Genomic DNA, 24,152 nt, shown 5'->3' with positions numbered 1-24,152 from the left:
TTACATCCGCTGCAAATGCCCATACAGCTTGGCGTACAACCCGCCATCGGCAATCAGTTGCTGATGGTCGCCATCCTCGGCCACTTGCCCGCCGTCGAACACCAGCACCCGGTCCGCCTGCTTCACCGCCGACAAGCGGTGGGCGATGATCAGCGTGGTGCGGCCATGGAGAAAGCGCGCCATGGCCTGGTGCAGGTTGTATTCGGTGGCGGCGTCGAGGGCCGAGGTGGCTTCGTCGAGGATCACCACTTTCGGCTCGGCGAGGATCATCCGCGCAATCGCCAGACGCTGCCGCTGGCCGCCGGACAGGCGCACGCCGGAGCGGCCGACGATGCTGTCGAGTCCATCCGGCAAGGCGCGGATAGTCGCTTCAAGCTGGGCGATTTCCAGTGCCTGCCAGCACGCTTCGTCACTGCGGGTACGGCCCATGGTCAGGTTGGCGCGTACGGTGTCGTTGAACAGCGCCGGATGCTGCAGCACCACCGCGACATTTTCCCGAACTGTTTCCAGGCCGATTTCCTGCTGGGTCGATCCGCCGAAACGAATGGTGCCGGCCAGCGGTGTGTACAGACCCAGCAGCAGTTGCACTAGGGTGCTTTTGCCGCCGCCGCTGGCGCCGACAATCGCCACTTTTTCGCCCGGTGCGATGGACAGGTTCATCTGATCCAGCACCAGTTCATCGCCGTAACCAAAGCTCAGACCCTGCACCTCGATGCCAACGGTATCGCGGCCCTTGAACGGATCGACGCCGCCCGGGTATTGCGGCTCGTCGGCGCGAGCCAGCAGTTCGTTGATCCGGGTCAGCGCACCGCCGGCGGCGTAATAGGCGTATTGCAGGTTCAGCAGTTGTTCGACCGGGCCGATCATGAACCACAGGTAGCTGAACACCGCGAGCATCTGGCCGATCGACAGGTCGGAGAACAGCACCGTGAGCATCGCCGCTGCGCGGAAAATGTCGATGCCGAACTGGAACAGCAGACCGCTGGCCCGGTTGGAGGCGTCGGTCTTCCATTGCGAATTGACCGCGTAATTGCGCACTTCCTGGGCTCGCAGGCCGAGGCGCCCGAGGAAAAAGCCCTGTCGGTTGCCGGCGCGCACTTCCTGGATCGCATCGAGGGTTTCGCTCAGCGCCTGGGTGAAACGCGAGGTGCTGTCGTTCTCCAGCTTCTTCAGGTGCTTGACCCGTTTGCCCAACTGCACCGTGGCGTAGATCACCAGCGGGTTGAACAACAGGATCAGCAGCGCCAGTTTCCAGTGCATCCACATCAGGATGCTTGCGGTGCCGACCAGCGTCAGCATCGCCACCAGGAAACGACTGAGGGTTTCGCCGACAAACTTGTCGAGGGTGTCGAGGTCGGTGACCAGGTGCGTGGTGACCGTACCGCTGCCCAAGCTTTCGTATTCACCCAGGGAGATCCGTTTCAGACGCTCGATCAGCCGCACGCGAATGCGATAAACGATGTCCTTGGCCAGCCGTGCAAACAAACGCGCCTGCAACACGCCAAAACACAGGGCACTGCAGCGCAGGGTCAACGTCACCACCAGCATCAGGCCGATGTAGCCTGCCGCCTGCTGCCACATCGTCGGCAGCGCATGGTTCATGACTTTCAGTGCGGCATCGCCATGGCCAAGCAGGACTTCGTCCACCAGCAACGGCAGCAGCAACGGAATCGGCACGCTGCACAGCGTCGCCAGTACGGCCACGCCGTTGGCGATCCACAGGGATTTTTTGTGATGAAGAGCCAGACGCCGGACTTCAGCCCAGCTCAGCCGGTCGACACGCTTGACGGCTGGCGTGTCATCGGCCGGGTCAGACACAGGCGGCGCGCTCCAGCCATCGGCCGAGCAGCGGCGACAGTTCACTGAGCGGCTGGTAACCGTTGGTCAGCAACGCCAGCTGGCCATTGCGCTCGGCGAGCAGGGTCGGAAATCCGGCGATGCCCAGATCCTGCACCCAACTGAAATCGGCCTGGGTCGCCTTGTGTTGATCGGCATGATCAAACAGGGCAGCAAATTCGATGCGGGGGACGCCGGCCTTCTCTGCCAGCTCCACCAGAACGCTGGCCTGGGTGACATCGCGACCTTCAGCGTAAAACGCGTGCTGGATCAACCCGACCAGTTTCCACGCGCAATCCGGCGCCAGGCTGCGCGCGGTGACAATGGCCCGGCAGGCTGGCTCGGTGTCGTAGACAAAGCCGTCCGGCAACGCGCCTTCCAGCTTGAACGGCTGGCCGGTGGCCTCGGTGACCGCCTGCCAGTGCTCGAGAATGTAGCGCCGGGTGGTCGGCTCCAGCGCCGCACCGCTGCCGGTGCGCAACCCGCCGACCACCAGGTGCAGCTCCACCCCGGCTGCCTGCGCCTGCTCCACCAATGCCTTGGCCACCGGGGCAAATCCCCAGCACCACGAACACATCGGATCCATCACATAGAGCAGGCGTGCAGACATGATTAAGCCTCGGTGGATGCTTGCTTATAGTTGTAGCCGATCGGGTGCGGCATGTTGCGCGCTTTTGCCAGTTCGATCTGTTTCTGACGGTCGATGGCGCTGCGGCGAGTCTTCTCGCTCAGGGTGTCCCAGCAGTGCGGGCAGCTGATGCCAGCCACGTAATGCTCAGAAGCGCGATCTTCAACGCTGACCGGGGTACGGCAGGCATGGCACTGATCGTAGTCGCCTTCGCTCAGGTCATGGCGCACGGTCACGCGGTTGTCGAACACAAAGCAGTCGCCCTGCCATTTGGTCTCTTCCTGCGGCACCTCTTCGAGGTACTTCAGGATGCCGCCCTTGAGGTGGTAAACCTCTTCAAAGCCTTCGCCCAGCATGTAGCTCGAGGCTTTCTCGCAGCGGATGCCACCGGTGCAGAACATCGCGACCTTCTTGTGCACGGCCGGGTCGAAGTGTTCTTTGATGTAGTCGGGGAATTCGCGAAAACTGGTGGTTTTCGGATCGATGGCGCCTTCGAAGGTGCCGATCGAGACTTCGTAATCGTTGCGGGTGTCGATCAGCAGCACTTCCGGATCGCTGATCAGCGCGTTCCAGTCCTGCGGCTCGACGTAGGTGCCGACCTTCTTGTTCGGATCGACGCCTTCGACGCCCAGGGTCACGATCTCTTTCTTGAGCTTGACCTTGGTGCGATAGAACGGCTGCTCGTCGCAATACGATTCCTTGTGATCGATATCGATCATGCGCGGATCGTTGCGCAGCCAGGCCAGCAGCCCGTCGATGCCTTCACGGCTGCCGGACACCGTGCCGTTGATGCCTTCTTCGGCGATCAGCAGGGTGCCTTTGATGCCGTTGTCGACCATCGCTTGCAGCAAGGGCTCGCGCAGGTTGACGTAATCTTCGAGGGTGACGAACTTGTACAGTGCCGCCACGACAATCGGTTGTGTCATGGGTATTTCTCCAGGTGGCTACCCTCGTAAAGGGTGAACCGGATGCGAAAAAAAACGCGCCGGGTGAGCGGCGCGTTGCGGATTCTAGCAAAAAACCGACGTTTAATGCTTGCTGCCGCCGGCACAGGTCGGCGACGCCGGAGCGGCGCCCACCTCTGACCATTCCTGCGGGGTGTAGGTGTGCAGCGCCAACGCATGGAACTCGCCCATCAGCTCGCCGAGCGTGCCGTAGACTTTCTGGTGGCGCTTGACCCGGTTCAGACCTTCGAACTGCGCGCTGACCACCACTGCCTTGAAGTGGGTCTGCAACCCGCGACTGTGCATGTGGCTTTCGTCCAGCACTTGCAGATGCTCAGGCTGAAGCAGCGCCAGCGTCGATTCGATGCGTTGTTGCATGGTCATCACGAACTCCGCTTACTTCTTCTTGGCCGGAGCAGCGCCTTTCGGTGCCAGCTCGTTGGTCATGTCGTCCAGCAATTTGTTGACGACCGGTACTGCGCTTTCCAGTTTGGCCTGGGTCATCTGGGCCGATTGCTGAGTCAGCTGCGGCATTTTTTCCAGGACTTTCTTGCCCAGTGGCGACTGGTAGAACGCGACCAGGTCTTTCAATTCCTGTTCGCTGAAGGTGCTGGTGTAGAGCTTGACCATGTCCGGCTTCAGCTTGTTCCAGCCGATGGCCTGGTCCAGGGCGGCGTTGGCCTTGGCCTGGTAGGTATCCAGTACGGTTTTCTTGGATTCCGGCGCCTTGGTCTGTTCAAAACGCTGGGCAAACATCTGCTGCACTTGCATGTACACCGGAGTGCCCAGCTTGTCAGCGTGCGCCAGGGTCAGGAAAGTTTCGGCACTGGCGTTGTGGCTGGCGGTATCGGCGAACACCTGGCCGCTGGCGCAAACCAGGGCAACCGCGGTGCAGATGGCACGAAGACGAGTCATCGAGTTTCCTTTTCAGCTAGGCGAGGTAAAACCCCAAGGGCGACCATTCTGCGCCTGAATAACGCTGCGGCTCAACCCCCGAGCCTTGCCGCGCTTGATTGGCGGAGCCTGGCGGGGCAACAATCGAACGGATGGAACCACTTGGGCCCCACCGGGCCTAAACTGCGCAAACAGACCAACAGGAGTGTGCACGATGAGCCGTATCGAAACCGACAGCCTGGGCCAGATCGAAGTCCCGGACGACGCTTACTGGGGCGCTCAGACGCAACGCTCGCTGATCAACTTTGCCATCGGTCAGGAACGCATGCCCTTGCCGGTGCTGCACGCCCTGGCACTGATCAAGAAAGCCGCGGCCCGGGTCAATGACCGCAACGGCGATCTGCCCGCCGACATCGCCCGCCTGATCGAACAGGCCGCCGACGAAGTGCTCGAAGGCCAGCACGACGACCAGTTCCCGCTGGTGGTCTGGCAGACCGGCAGCGGCACCCAGAGCAACATGAACGCCAACGAAGTGATTGCCGGCCGCGCCAACGAACTGGCCGGCAACCCGCGCGGCGGCAAGTCGCCAGTGCATCCCAACGATCACGTCAACCGCTCGCAGAGCTCCAACGACTGCTTCCCCACCGCCATGAGTATTGCCACCGCGCAGGCGGTGCAGACCCAACTGCTGCCGGCCATCGCCGAGCTGTCGGGTGGCCTGGCCGAGCTGTCGGCGCGGCACATGAAACTGGTGAAGACCGGTCGCACTCACATGATGGACGCCACGCCGATCACCTTCGGCCAGGAGATCTCCGGCTTCATCGCGCAGCTGGATTACGCCGAACGGGCGATTCGCGCGGCGTTGCCGGCGGTCTGCGAACTGGCTCAAGGCGGCACCGCCGTCGGTACCGGGCTCAACTCGCCCCACGGTTTCGGCGAAGCGATTGCCGCGGAACTGGCGGCGTTATCCGGCCTGCCGTTCGTCACCGCGCCGAACAAGTTCGCCGCCCTCGCCGGCCATGAGCCACTGACCACGCTTTCCGGCGCCCTGAAAACCCTCGCCGTGGCGCTGATGAAAATCGCCAACGACCTGCGTCTGCTCGGCTCCGGCCCACGTGCAGGTTTTGCCGAAGTGCGGCTGCCGGCCAACGAACCGGGCAGCTCGATCATGCCCGGCAAGGTCAACCCGACCCAGTGCGAGGCGCTGTCGATGCTCGCCTGCCAGGTGCTGGGCAACGATGTGACGATCGGTATCGCCGCCAGTCAGGGGCACTTGCAGTTGAACGTGTTCAAACCGGTGATCATCCACAACCTGCTGCAATCGATCCGCCTGCTGGCCGATGGCTGCAGCAACTTCCAGCAGCACTGCGTCGCCGGACTGGAGCCGGATGCCAAGGTCATGGCGCAACATCTGGAACGCGGCCTGATGCTGGTGACGGCGCTCAACCCGCACATCGGTTACGACAAGTCGGCAGAAATCGCCAAGAAGGCCTACAGCGAAGGCAAAACCTTGCGCGAGGCAGCGCTGGAACTGGGGTATCTGACCGATGAAGAGTTCGATGCCTGGGTGCGGCCGGAGAACATGATCGAGGCTGGCGCCAAGGGCTGAGTCATCCCGATCCTTCCCACGCCTGGCGCGGGAAGGATCATCCGACCAACAGTTTCGCCCGCCGGGCCTTGAGCCCGGCAATCAGCGAAGGCCCGAGCGCCACCAGCGCCGACCCCAGCACCACCAGCACCGCCCCGCCATACGCCAGCAAATTGATTTGCTCGGCATGCACATATTCCGGCCACACCCCGGCCGCCACCGCCACCGCGCCAAACGTCACCAACGGCGTGATCGCAAGCGTCGCACTGACCCGCGAGGCCTCCCAATGCGCCAGCGCCTCGGCAAACGCGCCGTAGGCGATCAGGGTGTTCATGCAGCACGCCAGCAGCAACCAGCCCTGCAACGGGCTCAGCTCCAGCGCTTCGAGCGGATGAACCCACGGCGTCAGCAACAAGGCGCAGAACAGGTAGATCACCATCATCACCTGCAACGAATTCCATACCGTCAGCAATTGCTTCTGGCCCAGCGCATAGAACGTCCAGACCGTCGATGCCAGCAGCACCAGCAACACACCGGCGGTGTAGTCAGACAACGATGTGAGCAACTCCGCCAGACGCTGATTGAAGAACAGCGCGAAGCCGATCAGTAGCACCGCCAGCCCCATGCCCTGACCCATACTGAAGCGTTCCTTGAACACGAACAGACTGGCGATCAACAACATGATCGGCCCCATCTGCACCACCAACTGAGCGGTGCCGGGGCTGAGCAGGTTCAGGCCCATCAGGTACAGCACGTAATTGCCCACCAGCCCGAGCACCGCCATCAGCACCAGCCAGCCGCCCTTGGGCCCGAGCACCTTGCGACTCGGCAACCGCTTGGTCGCCGCCAGATAAATGAACAGACAGCCGCCGGACACCGTCAGGCGAAACCAGGTCACGGTGATCGGGTCCATCACCTGCAGCACCTGCTTGAGCTTGATCGGCAGGATTCCCCACAGAAACGCGGTCAACAAGGCCAGGAACATGCCGTACACCCAGCGACCCGACGAAACGTGCATGAGAACCCCGAAAGCCAATGACAGGAGCGCTCATTCTAGGCGCAGAGCCCCGGCCGACACAGGAACAGTTGCGCTCAAGCCGCTAATGAAACTGTGCAGGTCGCAGCATTAAATTGACGCGTTGCCGTTGATCGGCTGACGAAGCGCTGCAAGTGGTTCAGGCATAAGCTCTTTGGATCCCATTCAGCGCAGCGCTCAAGGAGATCGATCATGTTCGGAATGCGCGCCCAGGACACCGCCCCCGCCACGCACTTTCGCAGCGACCGGGTGTGCCGGGTCAACGGCGAACTGTTTTTCAGCACCCGGGAGAACACCCTCGAAGGGCCGTTCGACAGCCCCGAGAAAGCCGAGCAGGAAATCCGCGCGTACATCGCGCGGATGCAAATGATGGATTCCGGCAGACCGTTTTAGCGCACCGCTTCAAACAACCCGGTCGCGCCCATCCCACCGCCCACGCACATGGTCACGATCCCGTAACGCAGGTTGCGTCGTTGCAGTTCGCGCACCAGATGCCCGACCTGCCGCGATCCGGTCATGCCGAACGGATGGCCGATGGAAATCGAACCGCCGTTGACGTTGTACTTTTCGTTGTCGATTTCCAGACGATCACGGGCGTACAGGCACTGCGAGGCAAACGCTTCGTTCAGTTCCCACAGATCGATATCGGCTACCTGCAGCCCCTTGGCCTTGAGCAGCTTCGGTACGGAGAACACCGGGCCGATGCCCATTTCGTCCGGCTCGCAACCGGCCACGGTGAAACCGCGGAAAAACGCCTTCGGCTTGAGCCCCAGTTGCAGGGCTTTTTCCAGGCTCATCACCAGCGTCATCGAGGCACCATCGGACAACTGCGACGAGTTGCCGGCGGTCACTGAACCGTCCTCGGCAAACACCGGCTTCAACCCGGCGAGGCTTTCATAGGTGGTGTCCGGGCGGTTGCAATCATCGTGATCGACGAGGCCGTCGAGGATCTGCACCTCGCCACTGTTCTTGTCTTCAACCCGGTACTTCACCGCCATCGGCACGATTTCATCGTTGAACAGGCCGGCTGCCTGCGCCTGGGCGGTGCGGATCTGACTTTGCAGCGAGTAGCGATCCTGAGCCTCGCGGCTGACGCCATAACGACGCGCCACCACTTCGGCGGTCTGGCCCATGGTGTAGTAGATGCCGGGCGTCTGCTGCTTGAGCAACGGGTTGATCAGGTGATCGGTATTGACGCTTTTCAGGGTCAGGCTGATCGACTCGACACCGCCGGCGACGATGATGTCGCTGCAACCCGAAGCGATCTGGTTGGCGGCAATCGCAATCGCCTGCAAACCCGAAGAGCAGAAACGGTTGAGGGTCATGCCCGCCGTTCCGGTGCCCAGTTGCGAAAGCACCGCCACGTTACGGCCGATGTTGTAGCCCTGGGCGCCTTCATTGGAACCGGCGCCAACGATGCAGTCCTCGACGCTGGCCGGGTCGACGTCGTTGCGCGACAGCAAGGCGTTTACACAATGGGCCGCCATGTCATCGGGACGGGTCTGGTTGAACTTGCCGCGAAAGGACTTGGCCAGGCCGGTCCGCACGCTGTCGACGATCACCACTTCACGCATGGCATACCTCATTGTTGTAGTCGGTTGAGAGTGGACCGAGCATAAGTCCACCCAATCGCCGACTGCGACAATCATTCACCTCGCGTATGCGTGCCCATTGTTTCAGTCCTTGTGTTTCTTGGCGTGCCTGTCGGACTTCTCGAAGGCCTCTTCCAGTGCACGGTTGATCGTGCGCAGCACCTTGACCCGGGCCCAGCGCTTGTCGTTGGCCTCGACCAGCGTCCACGGCGAGATTTCGGTACTGGTGCGGTCGACCATGTCGCCCACGGCCCCACGGTACGCGTCCCACTTGTCGCGGTTGCGCCAGTCGTCTTCGGTGATCTTGAAGCGCTTGAACGGGATCTCTTCGCGCTCCTGGAAACGCTCCATCTGCGTGTCCTTGTCGATCGCCAGCCAGAACTTGACCACGATCACGCCGGCGTCGGCGAGTTGCTCCTCGAAGTCGTTGATTTCGCCGTAGGCGCGCATCCAGTCGGCGGTGCTGCAAAAACCCTCGACCCGCTCCACCAGCACCCGGCCGTACCAGGATCGGTCGAACACAGTGAACTTGCCCCGGGCCGGAATGTGCCGCCAGAAGCGCCACAGATACGGCTGTGCCCGTTCCTCTTCGGTCGGTGCGGCAATCGGCACGATGTTGTACTGACGCGGGTCGAGCGCCGCCGCGACCCGACGGATCGCCCCGCCCTTGCCCGCCGCATCGTTGCCTTCGAACACCGCCACCAGCGCGTGACGGCGCATGCGTTTGTCACGCATCAGCCCGGACAGTCGCGCCTGCTCGGTGATCAGTTGTTCTTCATAGTCTTTCTTTTCCAGGCGCTGGGTCAGGTTGAGGCTGTCGAGCAGGTTCAACTGATCCACCGATGTACCCAGCGGCTGGGCGTTGACATCGTGCGGGTGGACGTCGGGGCGCTTCTGCGCATTCTGCAGGCCTTCGAGCAGAATCTTGCCGACCGTCAGACTGCGGTAATGCGCGTCCATCCCTTCGATGACATGCCACGGCGCGTAATCGCGGCTGGTGCGACGCAACACGCGCTCACCGTATTTGACGAACTTGTCGTAGGTCTCTGACTGCTGCCAGTCCAGCGGGCTGATCCGCCAGCTGTGCAACGGGTCATCGGCCAACGCCTTGAGGCGCGCTTTCATCTGTTTCTTGGACAGGTGAAACCAGAACTTGAAGATCAGCGCGCCCTCATCGCACAGCATCTTTTCCAGACGCTCGGCGCCGGCAATCGCCTGATCCAGTCGCGGGTCCTTGAACAAGCCGTGCACCCTGCCCTGCAGCATCTGGCTGTACCAGTTGCCGAAGAAAATCCCCATCCGTCCCTTGGCCGGCAGCATCCGCCAGTAACGCCAGGCCGGTGGTCGTGCCAGTTCTTCGTCGGTCTGCTGGTCGAACGTGCGCACTTCGATCAGGCGCGGGTCCATCCATTCGTTGAGCAGCTTCACTGTCTCGCCCTTCCCGGCGCCTTCGATGCCGTTGATCAAAATGATCACCGGAAAGCGCTTTTGCTGCTGCAATTCGAACTGGACTTCAAGCAGTGCTTCACGCAGGGCGGGCACGGCGGCTTCGTAGGTTTCTTTGTCGATGGCGTGACCGATTTCAGCGGATTCGAACATAGGGACGGCTCCTTCCAGGATTCAGCAAGACTAGCGGATTGGGCACAGACACGGCACAGAAATTCCCGCCGGCGGCGGATTGTCCTTGAGTCATCAGCGGCAAGGCTTGCCATGGATCAAGCGCCGCCCGCGTGATCGGCTAGAATGGCCGCCTTGCCGTTGCCGAGCCTGCCATGAAACCTGTAATGCCCCACGCCCAACTCGACTGGGATGACCAGGGACGCCCGCGTTCGCGAGTGTTCGACGATGTGTATTTTTCCGATCAGTCAGGGCTGGATGAAACCCGCTACGTGTTCCTCGAACAGAACCGTCTGGCCGAGCGCTTTGCCGCGTTGCCGGCGGGCGGGCGACTGGTGATCGGTGAAACCGGGTTTGGCACCGGGCTGAATTTTCTCTGCGCCTGGCAGTTGTTCGAACAGCACGCGGTGGCCGGTGCGCGGCTGCATTTCGTCAGCGTCGAAAAGTTTCCGCTGAGCCCCGCCGATCTGCAGCGGGCGCTGGCGCTGTGGCCGGATCTCAAGCCACTGTCCGATCAACTGCTCAAGCATTACGTGGCAATCCATCAGGGTTTCCAGCGCATTGTTCTGGATCACGGTCGAGTGACCCTGACGCTGTTGATCGGCGATGCGCTGGAGCAGTTGCCGCAACTGGACGGCCAGATCGACGCGTGGTTTCTCGACGGTTTCGCCCCGGCGAAAAACCCCGAGATGTGGACTGCCGAACTGTTCGCCGAACTGGCCCGGCTGGCGGCGCCCGGCTCGACCATCAGCACCTTTACCAGCACCGGTTGGGTGCGACGACTGCTCAACGCCGCCGGTTTCAAAATGAAGCGCACGCCGGGCATCGGTCACAAATGGGAAATTTTGCGCGGCGAGTTTCTCGGCTGGCCAGAGGAGGCTCCACCACCGGCGGCAGACAAACCCTGGTTCGCCCGCCCGGCTCCGTTGAGCAGTGAGCGTCGCGCCTTGGTGATCGGTGCCGGTCTGGCGGGTTGCGCCACGGCGGCCAGCCTCGCGGCGCGGGGTTGGCAGGTCAGTCTGCTGGAACGGCATGCGGCGGTGGCGCAGGAAGCCTCGGGCAATCCCCAAGGCGTGCTGTATCTGAAATTGTCTGCACACGGCACCGCGTTGTCGCAGTTGATCGTCAGCGGTTTCGGCTACACCCGCCGCCTGTTGGAAACCCTGCAACGTGGCACCGACTGGGATGACTGCGGCGTGCTGCAACTGGCGTTCAATGAAAAGGAACGCGAGCGGCAGGCGCAACTGGCGGCCGCGTTTCCTGAAGACCTTCTGCAATGGCTCGATCAACCCGAGGCTCAGGCCCGCGCCGGGATCGGTCTGGCGCACGGCGGTTTGTATTATCCCGAGGGCGGCTGGGTGCATCCGCCGGCCCTGTGTCAGGCACAATCCGCACAGCCTGGCGTCACGCTGCTCACCCATCAGGAAGCCGTGGAGCTGCGCAAGGTCGAAGGTCAGTGGCAAGCCTTCGACGGTGAACGATTGATCGCAACAGCGCCCGTCGTGGTGCTGGCCGGTGCCGCCGAGATCAAGCGTTTCCCCCAGAGTGCCGACCTGCCCCTCAAGCGTATTCGCGGGCAGATCACCCGACTGGCGCAGACCGCGCAAAGCCAGGCACTGGCCACGGTGGTCTGCGCCGAAGGCTATGTGGCACCGGCACGGTTGGGCGAACACACCCTCGGTGCCAGTTTCGATTTCAACAGCGACGACCTGACCCCGACCACCGCCGAACATCTGGGCAATCTGGCGATGCTCGAAGAGATCTCCACGGATCTGGTCAGCCGTCTGCACATCAGCGAGCTCGATGCTGACAGCCTTCAGGGCCGCGCAGCCTTCCGGTGCACCAGCCCTGACTACCTGCCGATTGTCGGTCCACTGGCCGACCGCGAAGCCTTCACCGAGGCTTATCGCGCCTTGAGCAAGGATGCCCGGCAAGTGCCGGACACTCCCTGCCCGTGGCTGGACGGTCTGTACGTCAACAGTGGCCATGGTTCACGCGGTTTGATCACCGCGCCATTGTCTGGCGAGTTGCTCGCGGCATGGCTGGACAACGAACCGCTGCCGCTGCCCAGAGCCGTGGCCGAAGCCTGTCATCCCAACCGCTTTGCCCTGCGCCGACTGATTCGTGGCAAATGACGCCCTCTGCGAAGGCAATCAGTCACCGGGCACAATGCAGGTTCCCCTCTCGATCAACTCCGCCACTTGCAGGGTCAACCGTTGCAGCAAGGCATTTTCGGTCTGTTCCAGCCGGGTGGCGCAGAGGTTCATTTCACTGAGGTAATCGGCAGAGCTGAGTTCTTCAGCCCTGTCGAACAATGCCTGGACCTCTACTTGATGAGGCACCCGGGCATCGTCGAACTGCTGCGCAAAACTGTTCTTCACGTAGTCGCTCCAGAACGGCTGGCGAACCAGAAAATCCAGCCATTTGGGGGACAGTTCAGCCGTCTGGATTCGATTGATCGCCGTTACCAGATCATCACTCGTCACATCGGCGAGTTCAGCGTAACGCATGTGCGAGGGCTGCCCCGGCAGATCGAATGCCCGCGCCAGCCCCGTGCGATAGGCAAGGGTCACTTCCAGCGGGTCGGGTGATCCTTGATCCCGGGCGTGCTCCGCGGCGATCAGGTCGATTTGCTCAAGCTGGAACAAGCCTCGCGCAAGCCTCATCAGCACTGCCGCCGACACCTGCCGCCCCCCGGAAACACGCAACACATTGCGCACATGCACGGCGACCTCCAGATGACTGAAGTTCAACGCCGCGTTATCCGTGCAATTGATCGGGTTGGCCGCCAGATCGAAAATCTGCTCGCGCAATTCGGCATCGGCCTGCGTCGCCTCCAGTACCGTCCAGACCCGCCGGGACATATCCTCGCGCACATATTCGGAGTCGGCGGTATTGCCCAGCTCTGCCAGCAAATGAAACAAGCCTTCGGCCATCGGGTCGTCGTTGATCGCGGTCCATGTTTGCAGGCGTCTGGCGCCTACGGTTCCTCCCGTTTCGGTCAGCCAGATCGTACGTGCCTGATGCTCGTCAAGGCGCGCGATATCATTTTCCAGATACCCCATGCCGACGCCAACTTTCTTGCGATAGTTGTCCAGATGAGTGCTGCTGAGTTCGGAAATCGGGTTGTTGCGCAGATTGATCGTTTCACTGAAGCGCCGGGGTGTTTCAAACAGCCATTGCGGCAAATCACGAATGTCGTTGTCACGCAGGTCTACCCGATCCAGATGGGGCAAGCGCTGCAAACCTTTAGGCAACTCCGTGGTACGGGTATTGCGCACGCTCAGGTCTGTCAGATCGTAAAGTTCGCTGACATCTACCGTGGCCCCCAGAGGGTTTTCGCTCAGGTCCAGGCTTTGCAGACTGCGCATCCGCGACAGTTTCACCAGGGCCTGCTCAGTCAACTGAATCCGGTTTTGCCCCAGGCCCAGACGCCTGAGGTTCGGCATGAGCGAGACCACCTCCGGCAATTGCGTAAGTCTGTTGCGACCCAGTTCAAGCGTCTCGAGGTTCTTGAAGGCTTTGAGGAAATAGACGACATCGTTGTCCAGATGCATGTTTTGCAGAGACAGATGCCTGACATGGTCAAAGGTCAGCCCAGGTGGCAGGATCGGCAGTTTTCCGAACCGCATGCCATCGAGCTTCAGGCCATACGCCGAACGATAGAATTCGTCGGGCAGGAAGATCAGTCGGCGAAAACTGTCCTCGATCTCGTACGCCACAAGATGCCGACATTCACGCACCTCGCTCAGTACCCCGCCCTCTGCCTTGATAGCCACGGCATCGTCCATCCAGGTATCGAGCACCTCGCGCAGTCGCTCCAGATCATCCTGCAACTGCCTGACCCGGAGTGCCCGAGTCAGATGGTCGCTGCCCAACTGGTCAAGAAACTCCCGGGCCTGCATATCGGAAAACAGCGGGAAGAGTTTTTTCACCTTGCGTAACAAACGCTGTGGATGATGCGTCGCCTCGCCGGGTGGATTGGCGAGCGTACATACCGACTCCCGAATCGCCGGCTCGAACCGGTCACCGTTCAACAACCGGTTACATCCCTCACGCTCATCCAGTGCGCTGCTGAGCAATTGGCTTCGCAGACGCCAGCCGTCTTCAGGCCTGGCCTCTGCCAATCCAATGGCCTTGATCTGGCGAGGTGAAAGGCCTTTGAGGATGACCTGATAAAGGCTGTCGGGCCCGAAAACCTGACCGAGCGATTTTGCCTGGCTGTCGAATCCTTCGTAGCCGTTTTCGAGCCTGACCAGCGTGAGCGAGTTCCCGGGAGTGAGGGGTTTCTTGCCAAGGGTCTGCAGCAGGTTGCCCCTGAGTGACTGAGCACGCAGTTCAAGGTAGAGCTGCGGATCCCAGCCGCTGAGTTGCGGCAACAGACCAATGGCCAGTTGCTCGGTATCGGCATTGGCAACCTCAGCCAGGTAGAACCCTGTCAGCGCCCGATCCAGGCGAATAGTGCTCGTTGCCTCACTCAACCGTTGCGCAAGGCCCATGGGCACTCGTCCGGTGGTACGCAGAAGCGAGCGCTCGACACTTGAAGCCTGTCGGATCAGTTCCTGAGCGTAACGCGCCGGCACATCGGGAAATGCTTGCCTTGCCTTGAGCACCTCACTGTCCAGGGTCTGGTCATAGCGCCGGTACAGGTGGTCGAACATCGAGCGACGATCAGCCTTGACCGCGGCACCGAGTACCTTTGCCAACGCCACCCCTTGGTCAGTCGGCGCAACGTTCGCGCCGACCAAAGCTTCCACTTCTTTGGGATACAGGCCGTCGATGACGGTCTGCAGCAATTCGCCTTTTTCCAGCTGGGCGTTGCTGACAATAACGCTCAGGGTGTCATCGTCAATCGAACCGGGTGGAAAGGTCGCAGCAATACCGCCGTCCTCATCCACGACCTTGATGTAGCGATCCTGTGGCCAGTTCGCAAGTCTGGGCAGCACATGCATCTGTTCCTGGACATGGCGGGGATCAGTCGCCTCACCACGCTCCATGGCAGCAATGAAGTCACGGCCCCGGCGCTCAAGGCCGAACCGTTCGATCATGTCTCGCAAACGGGGGGGCAGCGGCAGGCTGTCGTCGCTCAGCCGATGCAGTTCATCGAAGCGAGTGTCGGACAGGCGCCGGATCATCTCCAGACGACTGTCATCGAGTCGCGCCAACGGCGGATCGATGCGTTTGAGTGTGTAAGCCCCGGACCATTGCTCGCTCGGCTCCGAGGCATGACGCCAGCCCCCGTGCTGATTGCGCTTGAGTATCGGGGCATAAGCCTCCGGGCGGACAGGATGCTGAATGCGCCAGCTCCTGGAAACCGGATCCCGGACCACGGCGTAGGCTCGATCGTCGACACGGGCAAAAACCTTGCCGTCAGCCTGATACAGGCCTGTCGCGTCAGATTCAGCCTCCGCCCCTGCCGGTAAAGGTTGTTCATAGGCACTCAGTTGCGGCTTCCACAATCGGGACTGTCCATTGCGGTCAAGAATGGCGGTGAAAGGCTGGAAGAAGTCCGGGTGTTTTTGAACCGTCTTGATCGCCAGGGATTTCAGGACCTTGACGCCGGCACCCACGGCGGCCATCAAGGCAAGGTTTTCCGCCACGCTGAGCAGGTGTGAAAAGGCTTCCTGACAGTCACCCCGATTCCAGTCCTCAATCCCTTCGTACACCTCGGCGAGCATTTGTCCGATCGCGACGCCCATCATCAATTGCCCCAGTACCGGCACGACGAACCCCGCCACGTTGGCGATCGTCATGCCGATTTCCAGGTACTGGATCAATCGTTTCTTGCGCTCTTCTTCATCGGCATCGGCCGTCGGCACGGCGAGCGCACGGGCATCGAGTTGCAACTTGCCGACATGGCTCTTGAGCATGAATTCGAACAGCGGACCGGTCATCTCCAATTGTTTGATATGCCCCAGGCTCTCGGTATCGGCAAACGTCTTGAAAAAGTCGACCTTATCGACCTCTCCAATGCAGTGGGTGAAGTAACTTTTGTAACTGCCCACCCCCAGTTTGAACTCCAGGTACGCAACGAACGCCGTGACGCTGGTGTACTCGTAGAGTGGCTGGCCGGGTTCGCCGGGCATGTACACCAGACACCATTGATCGGGATCCAGCTCGATCGATTTTTCGGAGAACACCACGACACCCCAGAGACAGCTGTCGAGCGCTTCAATGCCCTGCATGATCAGCGGCCGGCCCTTGAACTGAAGGCTTTTGGCGTCGACGACGCCACCGGCATCGATCAAGCGCTGAACCGTCTGGAAGCCTTCCCGGGAAACATGTTCCTTCATCAGCGCCAGGTGCAGATCCAGTTGCAGCATCTGCTTTTTCATCACCGAGATATTGCGAACCATCGGGCCAGTGGCGACCTGACTGCCATTGACCTTCTTGACTCCAAACACCTGCTGGAAATGTTCCTGGTATAGCCGGCCCAGATCCAGCTCCCGGCAGAGTGCGGCAAACGCCGTCGGTGTCAGACCGGGAACGCCATCAGGTTTGCTGGCAATCCGCACGACGCTGCCTTCAGGGAAATAATCGGCTTGCGCCTCGTCTTCCGTGAAGTTCTGCATGGCCGCTTCGAGCAGCGTCGGGGTCGCCGGCGGAATGACTTTCTCCCCACCTCCAGACGGGGTCACCGCTTCACAACCGCAATAGCTTCCCGGCAACTCCAGATGGTCTTTCTCGACATCGAACACAGCCAGCCAGCGCGCAGTCAGGGCGCGATTCAACTGTTCGATGCAAAAATGCTTGAGCGATTGCAGCCGGCTCAGGTCTGTCTCGACTTGAGCCTGGGTTGTGTGCAAGTCACGCGCGGTCTTGTCCAGTGCCGCCAAGGTGTCGGCACTGGCCTTGAGCAGCACAGGGGGGAAGCTTTTCTGCAACGCCCTGGCGGTGTCCAGATCGCCTGTGGCCTCCAGCAAAAAGCTCAGTTTCTGTTTTTCCGTGAGGGTGATCGGTGTGACCGACACTGGTGTAGTGGACATGGGCAATATTCCTTTATTGCTGTTGAGTCCCTTCACCCTAGCGATCCCGTCATCAAATAAAAAACACGAATAACTGCCCGTTCGGGCCCGCAAACAAGCAGCAATCCGTATGTTTCGAATACTTATCTACTACCTGACACTTCAGCCCGACTGGTAACGGCCCACCGGTCAGGCCAACGCACTTATAACTGATCGTTCTAAAACTCCCACATCCGAGCCGGGTCAGTTTCTGGGTACCGGCCATTTCGGCGCGGTTCAGCGACACCCTCTCCCCAACGGAAAAACCGGTAAGGACTTTATGTGCGGATTAGCTGGCGAGTTACGCTTTGATCAACAACCTGCAGACCTTGCAGCCATCGAGCGAATCACCCATCACCTGGCGCCTCGCGGCCCTGATGCGTGGGGGTTCCATGCCCAGGGGCCGATTGCCCTGGGCCATCGACGCCTGAAAATCATGGACCTGTCGGACGGCTCGGCGCAGCCGATGATCGACAGCCAACTGGGCTTGTCCCTGGCCTTCAATGGCGCGATCTACAACTTCCCGGAACTGCGCGCCGAACTCGAAGCGCTCGGTTATGCGTTCTACTCCGGCGGCGACACCGAAGTGCTGCTCAAGGGCTATCACGCCTGGGGCGAAGCGCTGCTGCCGAAACTCAACGGCATGTTCGCCTTCGCCATCTGGGAGCGCGATGCCCAGCGCCTGTTCATCGCCCGCGACCGCCTCGGCGTCAAACCGCTGTACCTGTCGCGCACCGGCCAGCGCCTGCGCTTTGCCTCGGCCCTGCCGGCGTTACTCAAGGGCGGTGACATCAACCCGATACTCGATCCGGTGGCACTCAACCATTACCTGAATTTTCACGCTGTGGTGCCAGCGCCGCGCACCTTGCTGGCCGGCATCGAAAAGCTGCCGCCAGCAAGCTGGATGCGCATTGAAGCGGACGGCACCACCGAGCAGAAAATCTGGTGGACGCTGCCCTACGGCCCACACGACGATGAGAAAAACCTGACCCTGGAAGACTGGCGCGACCGCGTGCTCGACAGCACCCGCGAAGCCGTGGCGATCCGCCAACGGGCGGCGGTGGATGTCGGCGTATTGCTTTCCGGCGGTGTCGATTCGAGCATGCTGGTCGGCCTGTTGCGCGAAGTCGGCGTGGAAAACCTGTCGACCTTTTCCATCGGTTTCCAGGATGCCGGCGGCGAACGCGGTGATGAATTTCAATATTCGGATTTGATCGCCAGACACTACGGCACCCAGCACCATCAACTGCGCATCGACGAAAAAGAGATCATCGAGCAACTGCCCGCCGCCTTCCGCGCCATGAGCGAGCCGATGGTCAGCCACGACTGCATCGCCTTCTATCTGCTGTCCCGCGAAGTGGCCAAGCATTGCAAAGTGGTACAGAGCGGCCAGGGCGCCGACGAGTTGTTTGCCGGTTATCACTGGTATCCGCAAGTGGACGGCGCGGCCGATCCGTACGCGGCCTATCGCGAAGCGTTTTTTGACCGCAGCTATGACGATTACGCCGCCACGGTGCAGCCTAAATGGCTGACCGCCAATGACGCTGCCGGCGACTTCGTGAAGGAACATTTCGCACAGCCCGGCGCCGATGCAGCGGTCGACAAGGCCCTGCGTCTGGACAGCACGGTGATGCTGGTGGAGGACCCGGTCAAACGCGTCGACAACATGACCATGGCCTGGGGCCTGGAAGCGCGCACGCCGTTTCTCGACTATCGCCTGGTGGAATTGTCGGCCCGTGTTCCGGGCAAATTCAAACTGCCCGACGGCGGTAAACAGGTCTTGAAAGAAGCCGCGCGACTGGTCATCCCAAGCGAAGTGATCGACCGCAAGAAAGGCTACTTCCCAGTGCCCGGCCTCAAGCATCTGCAAGGCGACACCCTGAACTGGGTACGCGAACTGCTGCTCGATCCGAGTCAGGATCGCGGCCTGTTCAACCCCGCCATGCTCGACAAACTGCTGACCAATCCACAAGGCCAATTGACCCCGCTGCGCGGCTCCAAGCTGTGGCAACTGGCGGCTCTGAATCTGTGGCTCAGCGAACAAGGAATCTGATCGATGAAACCTCACGCCACGGCTTACAGCCAGCGGCTGCTGCGCGGTCAGACACCGTCCTACGAACGCTTGCAGGCGCGTCTGGCCGAGGATGGCAATCAACCGAGCGCCGAGCCGATTGCCGTGCATTGCGGCTGGGGCCGCTTGCTGATCGGCCACACCTTTCCCGACCCGGCCAGCCTTGCCCAGGAGTTGCTCAACGAGCACCCGGGCGAACGCGATATTGCGCTGTACGTGGCCGCGCCGCAGCAGGTTCTCGGCCTGGAGCCGACTCAACTGTTTCTCGATCCGTCCGACACGTTGCGCCTGTGGTTCAGCGATTACCGTCAGGCAACACGGGTGTTTCGCGGCTTCCGCATCCGTCGTGCGCAAAGCGAAGAGGACTGGCAGTCGATCAATCAGCTGTATCAGGCGCGCGGCATGCTACCGATCGATGCCACCCTGCTCACTCCGCATCATCAGGGCGGACCGGTGTACTGGCTGGCCGAAGACGAGGACAGCGGCGCGGTGATCGGCAGCGTGATGGGCCTCAATCATCAGAAGGCTTACAACGACCCGGAAAACGGCAGCAGCCTGTGGTGCCTGGCGGTCGATCCGCAGTGCTCGCGTCCCGGAGTCGGTGAAGTGCTGGTGCGACATCTGATCGAGCACTTCATGAGTCGCGGTCTCAGCTACCTCGACCTGTCGGTGTTACACGATAACCGCCAGGCGAAAAACCTCTATGCGAAGCTCGGTTTTCGCAACCTCTCGACCTTTGCGATCAAGCGCAAGAACGGCATCAACCAGCCACTGTTCCTCGGGCCGGGGCCGGAAGCCGCGTTCAATCCCTATGCACGGATCATTGTCGAGGAAGCCCATCGGCGTGGCATCGATGTGCAAGTGGACGATGCCGATGCCGGGCTGTTCACCCTCAGCCATGGCGGTCGCCGGGTGCGTTGCCGCGAGTCGCTGAGCGACCTGACCAGCGCCATCAGCATGAATCTGTGCCAGGACAAGAGCCTGACCCATAAAGTGCTGAAAAGCGCCGGGTTGAATGTACCGGCACAGCAACTGGCAGCGAATGCGGACGACAATCTGGCGTTTCTCGACGAGCATCAGCGGGTGGTGGTCAAACCGCTCGACGGTGAACAAGGCCAGGGTGTGGCGGTGGATCTGCAAAGCATCGAAGAGGTGCAGCAAGCCATCGAAACGGCGAAGCAGTTTGACAGCCGCGTGTTGCTCGAAAGCTTCCACGAAGGCCTCGACCTGCGGATTCTGGTAATCGGTTTCGATGTGGTCGCGGCGGCGATCCGGCGTCCTGCCGAAGTGGTCGGCGACGGCCATCACTCCATCGGCGCGCTGATCGAAGCCCAGAGCCGACGCCGGCAAGCGGCCACCGGCGGCGAAAGCAAAATCCCGCTGGACCACGAAACCCAACGCACCTTGCACGCGGCAGGTTACGACTACAGCAGCATCCTGCCGGCCGGCGAGCATCTGTTCGTGCGGCGTACGGCGAACCTGCACACCGGCGGCACCCTGGAAGACGTCACGGCGATTCTGCATCCGACCCTGGTCGATGCCGCGGTGCGTGCGGCGCGAGCACTGGACATTCCGATGGTCGGGCTCGACCTGATGGTGCCCGCCGCCGATCAGCCGGAATACGTGTTCATCGAAGCCAACGAACGGGCGGGCCTGGCCAACCATGAACCGCAGCCGACGGCCGAGCGGTTTGTCGATTTGCTGTTTCCGCACAGTCAGCCGGCCGTTTGATCTCTCTTCAGCGTTATTCCTGCGTCAAACGCGGGAATAACGCCCCGCAACAGGAGTTTCCATGACCACCCATATTCCCGAACCGGATCTGAACTACCTGCAAAAAGTCCTGCTGGAGATGCTCGCCATTCCCAGCCCTACCGGGTTCACCGACACCCTCGTGCGTTATGTCGCCGAGCGGCTGGAAGAGCTCGGCATCCCCTTCGAAATGACCCGTCGCGGCACCATCCGCGCCACGCTCAAGGGCAAAAAAAACAGCCCCGACCGTGCAGTGTCAGCGCACCTGGACACCATCGGTGCCGCCGTGCGCGCGGTGAAAGACAACGGGCGCCTGACCCTGGCGCCGGTCGGTTGCTGGTCGAGCCGTTTCGCCGAAGGCAGCCGCGTCAGCCTGTTCACCGACAACGGCGTGATTCGAGGCAGCGTGTTGCCGCTGATGGCTTCCGGGCACGCCTTCAACACCGCCGTCGACGAAATGCCGATCAGTTGGGATCACGTCGAACTGCGCCTGGACGCCTACTGCGCGACCCGCGCCGATTGCGATTCGCTGGGCATCAGTGTTGGCGATGTGGTGGCGTTCGATCCACTGCCGGAGTTCACCGAAAGCGGCCATATCAGCGCCCGACATCTGGACGACAAGGCTGGGGTCGCCGCACTGCTCGCAGCGCTGAAAGCCATCGTCGACAGCGGTCAGGAGTTGATGATCGATTGCCATCCGCTGTTCACCATCACCGAGGAAACCGGCAGCGGCGCGGCGGCGGCGTTGCCGTGGGACGTCAGCGAATTTGTCGGGATCGATATCGCGCCGGTCGCGCCCGGCCAGCATTCCAGCGAACACGCAGTCAGCGTGGCGATGCAGGATTCCGGCGGGCCTTACGACTATCACTTGTCGCGACACCTGTTGCGTCTGGCCGGTGAGCATGAGTTGCCGGTGCGCCGCGACCTGTTTCGCTATTACTTCAGCGACGCCCATTCGGCCGTCACCGCCGGCCACGACATTCGTACCGCCCTGCTCGCCTTTGGTTGCGATGCGACCCACGGCTACGAACGCACGCACATCGACAGCCTCGCCGCGCTGAGTCGTCTGCTGGGGGCGTACATCCTGAGTCCGCCGGTGTTCGCCAGCGATGCACAACCGGCCAACGCGTCACTGGATCGCTTCAGTCACCAGATCGAGCACGAGACGCAAATGGAAAGCGACACCCGGGTGCCCTCGGTGGACAGCCTGGTGGGGCAACGCTCGGACAGTTGAGTCTGGCCCTCGGCGGTCATTCGCCGTAGCATCCCGACATTGATTTAGCCGAGGTGCCCATGCTGATTCCCTACGACGCGCTCGAAGTCGACACCCTCACCCGCCTGATCGAGGACTTCGTCACTCGCGACGGCACCGACAACGGTGACGACACCCCACTGGAAACCCGCGTATTGCGGGTTCGCCAGGCCCTGACCAAAGGTCAGGCGCTGATCGTCTTCGATCCGGACAGCGAGCAGTGCCAGTTGATGCTCAAGCACGACGTGCCCAAGCACCTGTTCGACTGAAACGGTCAGTGGCCCTTGCCGTTGGCCTGTTTGCGCTGGATCCGCTCGTAGACTTCGGCGCGGTGTACGTTGACCTGCTTTGGCGCCTCGACGCCGAACCGCACGCTGGAGCCGTTGACCGCCAGAACGCGCAAAGTGATGTTGTCGCCGATGGAAATCAGTTCACCGACAACACGGCTGAGTACAAGCATGGGGGGTGTCCTTCAAGGTTTTCGAGCCTTGAAGATGCGCGGCTTTCGAGCGCCCTACAATGCGCTGCGGGCAAATCAGTCAAACCCTACGCGCCCGGGTGCTTTGGCCTTCAGACGTTTCCTTCAAGCCGGTGTTTCAGGTCGCCGAAAACCGTGGCCCGAACAGAATCACGCTGGCACCGATCACGCACAAGGCGACACCGATCCAGTCCGACCCCAGCGGACGGATGCGCTCGACCACCGCCAGCCAGCCAATCGAAGCAATGATGTAGATGCCGCCGTAAGCGGCGTAGGCGCGACCGGCGTAGGTCGCTTCAACGCGCGTCAACAACAGTGCAAACAAGGTCAGGCTGAGCAGCGCCGGGATCACCCACAAGGCGCTCTTGCCCTGGCGCAACCACATCCAGAATGCGAAACAACCGGCGATTTCGAACAGCGCGGCGAGGAAAAACCACAAGTAGTTGAGCATGCAGATGACTCGTCAGGGTGACTGTGGCGGTCACCCTAACGACGGGGCTTTGGCGGCGCAAGTTCAGCCGTTGTTCTGTTTGGCCTTGGCGCGCATCTTTTCGGCCATCGCAGTCATTTCGTTGTACAGCAACTGCGGGTTCTTCTGCTTGATCGCCCAGGCCATGCGCCCTTGTTCATGGGGCAGGATCATGAACTCGCCGGCGGCGACCTGTTTGTAGATGTAGTCGGCAATATCGGTGGCAGTGATCGGCGAACTTTCCAGCAACTTGCCGACCTGTGCTTTCATCGCCGGCGTCGGGCCACGGAAGGAGTCCAGCAGATTGGTCTGGAAGAACGACGGGCACACCACGTGGACACCGACTTCCTGTTGGGCCAGTTCGATCAGCAGGCTTTCGGACAATGCCACCACACCGGCCTTCGCCACGTTGTAGTTGCTCATCGCCGGGCCTTGCATCAATGCCGCCATCGAGGCGATGTTGATGATCTTGCCTTTGCTCTGTTCCAGCAGCGGCAGGAACGCCTTGCAGCCCTTGACCACGCCCATCAGGTTGATTGCGATCTGCCAGTCCCAGTCTTCCAGCGACAGCTCGCTGAAGAAACCACCCGAGGCCACGCCCGCGTTGTTGACGATGATGTCGATACCTCCGAATTTCACTTCACAGGCCTGGGCGAACGCGGTGAGCTGGCTGTAATCGCGCACGTCGCAACGCTGGATGAAGCCGTCGCCGCCGGCCTCGCGAACGAGTTTGAGGGTCTCCTGCAGGCCGGGCTCGCTGACGTCCGACAAGGCCAGTTGCCAGCCTTCACGCGCCCAGCGCAGCGCGATTTCGCGACCCAGGCCGGAGCCCGCGCCAGTGATCATCATGCGATTTTGCATAGCAAACAGCCTTGTTGTTCCGGGGAAGATGCGCGGAGTGTAGCGAAGGATCCGGAGCGACCCACGCTCCATCAGATTGCTGAATGGCGGGAGCAAACCGTGGCATCAAACGAAATAAGACCGTGAACCAAAT

General features: G+C 61.3%; 19 protein-coding genes. 7 read left to right on the top strand and 12 right to left on the bottom strand.

Features of this window, described 5'->3' with window-relative positions:
- The 5 genes from AC1RMX_RS22955 to AC1RMX_RS22935 form a co-directional block, all read right to left on the bottom strand.
- Entirely contained in the window at positions 1 to 1,818 is a 1,818-nt protein-coding gene (locus AC1RMX_RS22955) for an ABC transporter ATP-binding protein (protein ID WP_096821011.1), read from the bottom strand.
- The gene (locus AC1RMX_RS22950; RefSeq protein ID WP_176504858.1) at positions 1,811 to 2,413 is read right to left on the bottom strand and encodes a DsbA family protein; all 603 of its coding nucleotides are present in this window, start codon (positions 2,411 to 2,413) and stop codon (positions 1,811 to 1,813) included. The genes AC1RMX_RS22955 and AC1RMX_RS22950 overlap by 8 nt, the downstream gene beginning before the upstream one ends.
- 35 nt (positions 2,414 to 2,448) lie before the next feature.
- Positions 2,449 to 3,390 (bottom strand): oxygen-dependent tRNA uridine(34) hydroxylase TrhO, encoded by a 942-nt coding sequence (trhO, locus tag AC1RMX_RS22945; RefSeq protein WP_096821010.1) that lies wholly within the window; start codon positions 3,388 to 3,390, stop codon positions 2,449 to 2,451.
- Between the two features lie 102 nt (positions 3,391 to 3,492).
- Positions 3,493 to 3,792 (bottom strand): BolA family protein, encoded by a 300-nt coding sequence (locus AC1RMX_RS22940; protein WP_096821009.1) that lies wholly within the window; start codon positions 3,790 to 3,792, stop codon positions 3,493 to 3,495.
- Positions 3,793 to 3,804: 12 nt separating this feature from the next.
- Positions 3,805 to 4,323, bottom strand: a complete 519-nt coding sequence (locus AC1RMX_RS22935) for a DUF2059 domain-containing protein (protein WP_096821008.1) — start codon at positions 4,321 to 4,323, stop codon at positions 3,805 to 3,807.
- Between the two features lie 193 nt (positions 4,324 to 4,516).
- On the opposite strand from AC1RMX_RS22935, the gene AC1RMX_RS22930 reads away from it, so the two are divergent.
- The gene (locus AC1RMX_RS22930; protein ID WP_096821007.1) at positions 4,517 to 5,911 is read left to right on the top strand and encodes a class II fumarate hydratase; all 1,395 of its coding nucleotides are present in this window, start codon (positions 4,517 to 4,519) and stop codon (positions 5,909 to 5,911) included.
- A 37-nt stretch (positions 5,912 to 5,948) separates the two neighbouring features.
- Here the strand turns inward: AC1RMX_RS22930 and AC1RMX_RS22925 are convergent, their stop codons facing one another.
- Positions 5,949 to 6,908 carry a DMT family transporter gene (locus AC1RMX_RS22925; protein WP_096821006.1) on the bottom strand — a complete coding sequence of 320 codons (960 nt, stop codon included), beginning with the start codon at positions 6,906 to 6,908 and terminating at the stop codon, positions 5,949 to 5,951.
- A 210-nt stretch (positions 6,909 to 7,118) separates the two neighbouring features.
- On the opposite strand from AC1RMX_RS22925, the gene AC1RMX_RS22920 reads away from it, so the two are divergent.
- Positions 7,119 to 7,319: a DUF6316 family protein gene (locus tag AC1RMX_RS22920; protein WP_096821005.1), complete on the top strand. Its 201-nt coding sequence runs from the start codon at positions 7,119 to 7,121 to the stop codon at positions 7,317 to 7,319.
- Here AC1RMX_RS22920 and AC1RMX_RS22915 read toward each other — a convergent pair.
- Positions 7,316 to 8,500, bottom strand: a complete 1,185-nt coding sequence (locus AC1RMX_RS22915; RefSeq protein WP_493073088.1) for a thiolase family protein — start codon at positions 8,498 to 8,500, stop codon at positions 7,316 to 7,318. The genes AC1RMX_RS22920 and AC1RMX_RS22915 overlap by 4 nt on opposite strands.
- A gap of 102 nt (positions 8,501 to 8,602) precedes the next feature.
- Positions 8,603 to 10,117 carry a polyphosphate:AMP phosphotransferase gene (pap, locus tag AC1RMX_RS22910; RefSeq protein WP_493073086.1) on the bottom strand — a complete coding sequence of 505 codons (1,515 nt, stop codon included), beginning with the start codon at positions 10,115 to 10,117 and terminating at the stop codon, positions 8,603 to 8,605.
- A gap of 173 nt (positions 10,118 to 10,290) precedes the next feature.
- Between pap and mnmC the strand changes: the two genes are divergently transcribed.
- On the top strand, positions 10,291 to 12,270 hold the full coding sequence (gene mnmC, locus AC1RMX_RS22905; RefSeq protein WP_493073084.1) for a bifunctional tRNA (5-methylaminomethyl-2-thiouridine)(34)-methyltransferase MnmC2/FAD-dependent 5-carboxymethylaminomethyl-2-thiouridine(34) oxidoreductase MnmC1: 1,980 nt from the start codon (positions 10,291 to 10,293) through the stop codon (positions 12,268 to 12,270).
- Between the two features lie 18 nt (positions 12,271 to 12,288).
- On the opposite strand, the gene AC1RMX_RS22900 is transcribed toward mnmC, so the two are convergent.
- Entirely contained in the window at positions 12,289 to 17,121 is a 4,833-nt protein-coding gene (locus AC1RMX_RS22900) for an NEL-type E3 ubiquitin ligase domain-containing protein (protein ID WP_493073083.1), read from the bottom strand.
- Positions 17,122 to 17,419: 298 nt separating this feature from the next.
- Here AC1RMX_RS22900 and AC1RMX_RS22895 point away from each other — a divergent pair, with 298 nt between their 5' ends.
- From AC1RMX_RS22895 to AC1RMX_RS22880, 4 genes are all read left to right on the top strand, one after another.
- A complete protein-coding gene (locus tag AC1RMX_RS22895; RefSeq protein ID WP_493073081.1) occupies positions 17,420 to 19,192 on the top strand; it encodes an N-acetylglutaminylglutamine amidotransferase in 1,773 nt (590 codons plus the stop codon).
- A gap of 3 nt (positions 19,193 to 19,195) precedes the next feature.
- Positions 19,196 to 20,941: an N-acetylglutaminylglutamine synthetase gene (gene ngg, locus AC1RMX_RS22890; protein ID WP_493073080.1), complete on the top strand. Its 1,746-nt coding sequence runs from the start codon at positions 19,196 to 19,198 to the stop codon at positions 20,939 to 20,941.
- A gap of 61 nt (positions 20,942 to 21,002) precedes the next feature.
- The gene (locus tag AC1RMX_RS22885) at positions 21,003 to 22,193 is read left to right on the top strand and encodes an osmoprotectant NAGGN system M42 family peptidase (RefSeq protein WP_493073078.1); all 1,191 of its coding nucleotides are present in this window, start codon (positions 21,003 to 21,005) and stop codon (positions 22,191 to 22,193) included.
- 59 nt (positions 22,194 to 22,252) lie between these two features.
- Positions 22,253 to 22,480 carry a YheU family protein gene (locus AC1RMX_RS22880; RefSeq protein ID WP_003236706.1) on the top strand — a complete coding sequence of 76 codons (228 nt, stop codon included), beginning with the start codon at positions 22,253 to 22,255 and terminating at the stop codon, positions 22,478 to 22,480.
- A 5-nt stretch (positions 22,481 to 22,485) separates the two neighbouring features.
- Here AC1RMX_RS22880 and csrA read toward each other — a convergent pair whose 3' ends face one another.
- The 3 genes from csrA to AC1RMX_RS22865 form a co-directional block, all read right to left on the bottom strand.
- Positions 22,486 to 22,671 carry a carbon storage regulator CsrA gene (csrA, locus tag AC1RMX_RS22875; RefSeq protein WP_102620500.1) on the bottom strand — a complete coding sequence of 62 codons (186 nt, stop codon included), beginning with the start codon at positions 22,669 to 22,671 and terminating at the stop codon, positions 22,486 to 22,488.
- A 136-nt stretch (positions 22,672 to 22,807) separates the two neighbouring features.
- Positions 22,808 to 23,140 (bottom strand): YnfA family protein, encoded by a 333-nt coding sequence (locus AC1RMX_RS22870; RefSeq protein ID WP_085710895.1) that lies wholly within the window; start codon positions 23,138 to 23,140, stop codon positions 22,808 to 22,810.
- A gap of 63 nt (positions 23,141 to 23,203) precedes the next feature.
- Positions 23,204 to 24,019, bottom strand: a complete 816-nt coding sequence (locus AC1RMX_RS22865; RefSeq protein ID WP_096820996.1) for an SDR family oxidoreductase — start codon at positions 24,017 to 24,019, stop codon at positions 23,204 to 23,206.
- Positions 24,020 to 24,152 lie beyond the last annotated feature (133 nt).

Source organism: Pseudomonas sp. GW822-FHT03F04, assembly GCF_058801405.1.
Note: the sequence above shows the minus strand (reverse complement) of the source record. Positions and strands in the feature narration are given on the sequence as shown.

Excerpts from the sequence above, each read along its gene's own strand:
- AC1RMX_RS22885 (WP_493073078.1), top strand. The coding sequence starts at position 21,003 with ATGACCACCCATATTCCCGAACCGGATCTGAACTACCTGCAAAAAGTC.
- AC1RMX_RS22865 (WP_096820996.1), bottom strand. The coding sequence starts at position 24,019 with ATGCAAAATCGCATGATGATCACTGGCGCGGGCTCCGGCCTGGGTCGC.
- AC1RMX_RS22900 (WP_493073083.1), bottom strand. The coding sequence starts at position 17,121 with ATGTCCACTACACCAGTGTCGGTCACACCGATCACCCTCACGGAAAAA.
- AC1RMX_RS22915 (WP_493073088.1), bottom strand. The coding sequence starts at position 8,500 with ATGCGTGAAGTGGTGATCGTCGACAGCGTGCGGACCGGCCTGGCCAAG.
- ngg (WP_493073080.1), top strand. The coding sequence starts at position 19,196 with ATGAAACCTCACGCCACGGCTTACAGCCAGCGGCTGCTGCGCGGTCAG.
- pap (WP_493073086.1), bottom strand. The coding sequence starts at position 10,117 with ATGTTCGAATCCGCTGAAATCGGTCACGCCATCGACAAAGAAACCTAC.
- csrA (WP_102620500.1), bottom strand. The coding sequence starts at position 22,671 with ATGCTTGTACTCAGCCGTGTTGTCGGTGAACTGATTTCCATCGGCGAC.
- AC1RMX_RS22950 (WP_176504858.1), bottom strand. The coding sequence starts at position 2,413 with ATGTGTTCGTGGTGCTGGGGATTTGCCCCGGTGGCCAAGGCATTGGTG.
- mnmC (WP_493073084.1), top strand. The coding sequence starts at position 10,291 with ATGAAACCTGTAATGCCCCACGCCCAACTCGACTGGGATGACCAGGGA.
- trhO (WP_096821010.1), bottom strand. The coding sequence starts at position 3,390 with ATGACACAACCGATTGTCGTGGCGGCACTGTACAAGTTCGTCACCCTC.
- AC1RMX_RS22880 (WP_003236706.1), top strand. The coding sequence starts at position 22,253 with ATGCTGATTCCCTACGACGCGCTCGAAGTCGACACCCTCACCCGCCTG.
- AC1RMX_RS22895 (WP_493073081.1), top strand. The coding sequence starts at position 17,420 with ATGTGCGGATTAGCTGGCGAGTTACGCTTTGATCAACAACCTGCAGAC.
- AC1RMX_RS22920 (WP_096821005.1), top strand. The coding sequence starts at position 7,119 with ATGTTCGGAATGCGCGCCCAGGACACCGCCCCCGCCACGCACTTTCGC.
- AC1RMX_RS22935 (WP_096821008.1), bottom strand. The coding sequence starts at position 4,323 with ATGACTCGTCTTCGTGCCATCTGCACCGCGGTTGCCCTGGTTTGCGCC.
- AC1RMX_RS22925 (WP_096821006.1), bottom strand. The coding sequence starts at position 6,908 with ATGCACGTTTCGTCGGGTCGCTGGGTGTACGGCATGTTCCTGGCCTTG.
- AC1RMX_RS22930 (WP_096821007.1), top strand. The coding sequence starts at position 4,517 with ATGAGCCGTATCGAAACCGACAGCCTGGGCCAGATCGAAGTCCCGGAC.
- AC1RMX_RS22870 (WP_085710895.1), bottom strand. The coding sequence starts at position 23,140 with ATGCTCAACTACTTGTGGTTTTTCCTCGCCGCGCTGTTCGAAATCGCC.
- AC1RMX_RS22940 (WP_096821009.1), bottom strand. The coding sequence starts at position 3,792 with ATGACCATGCAACAACGCATCGAATCGACGCTGGCGCTGCTTCAGCCT.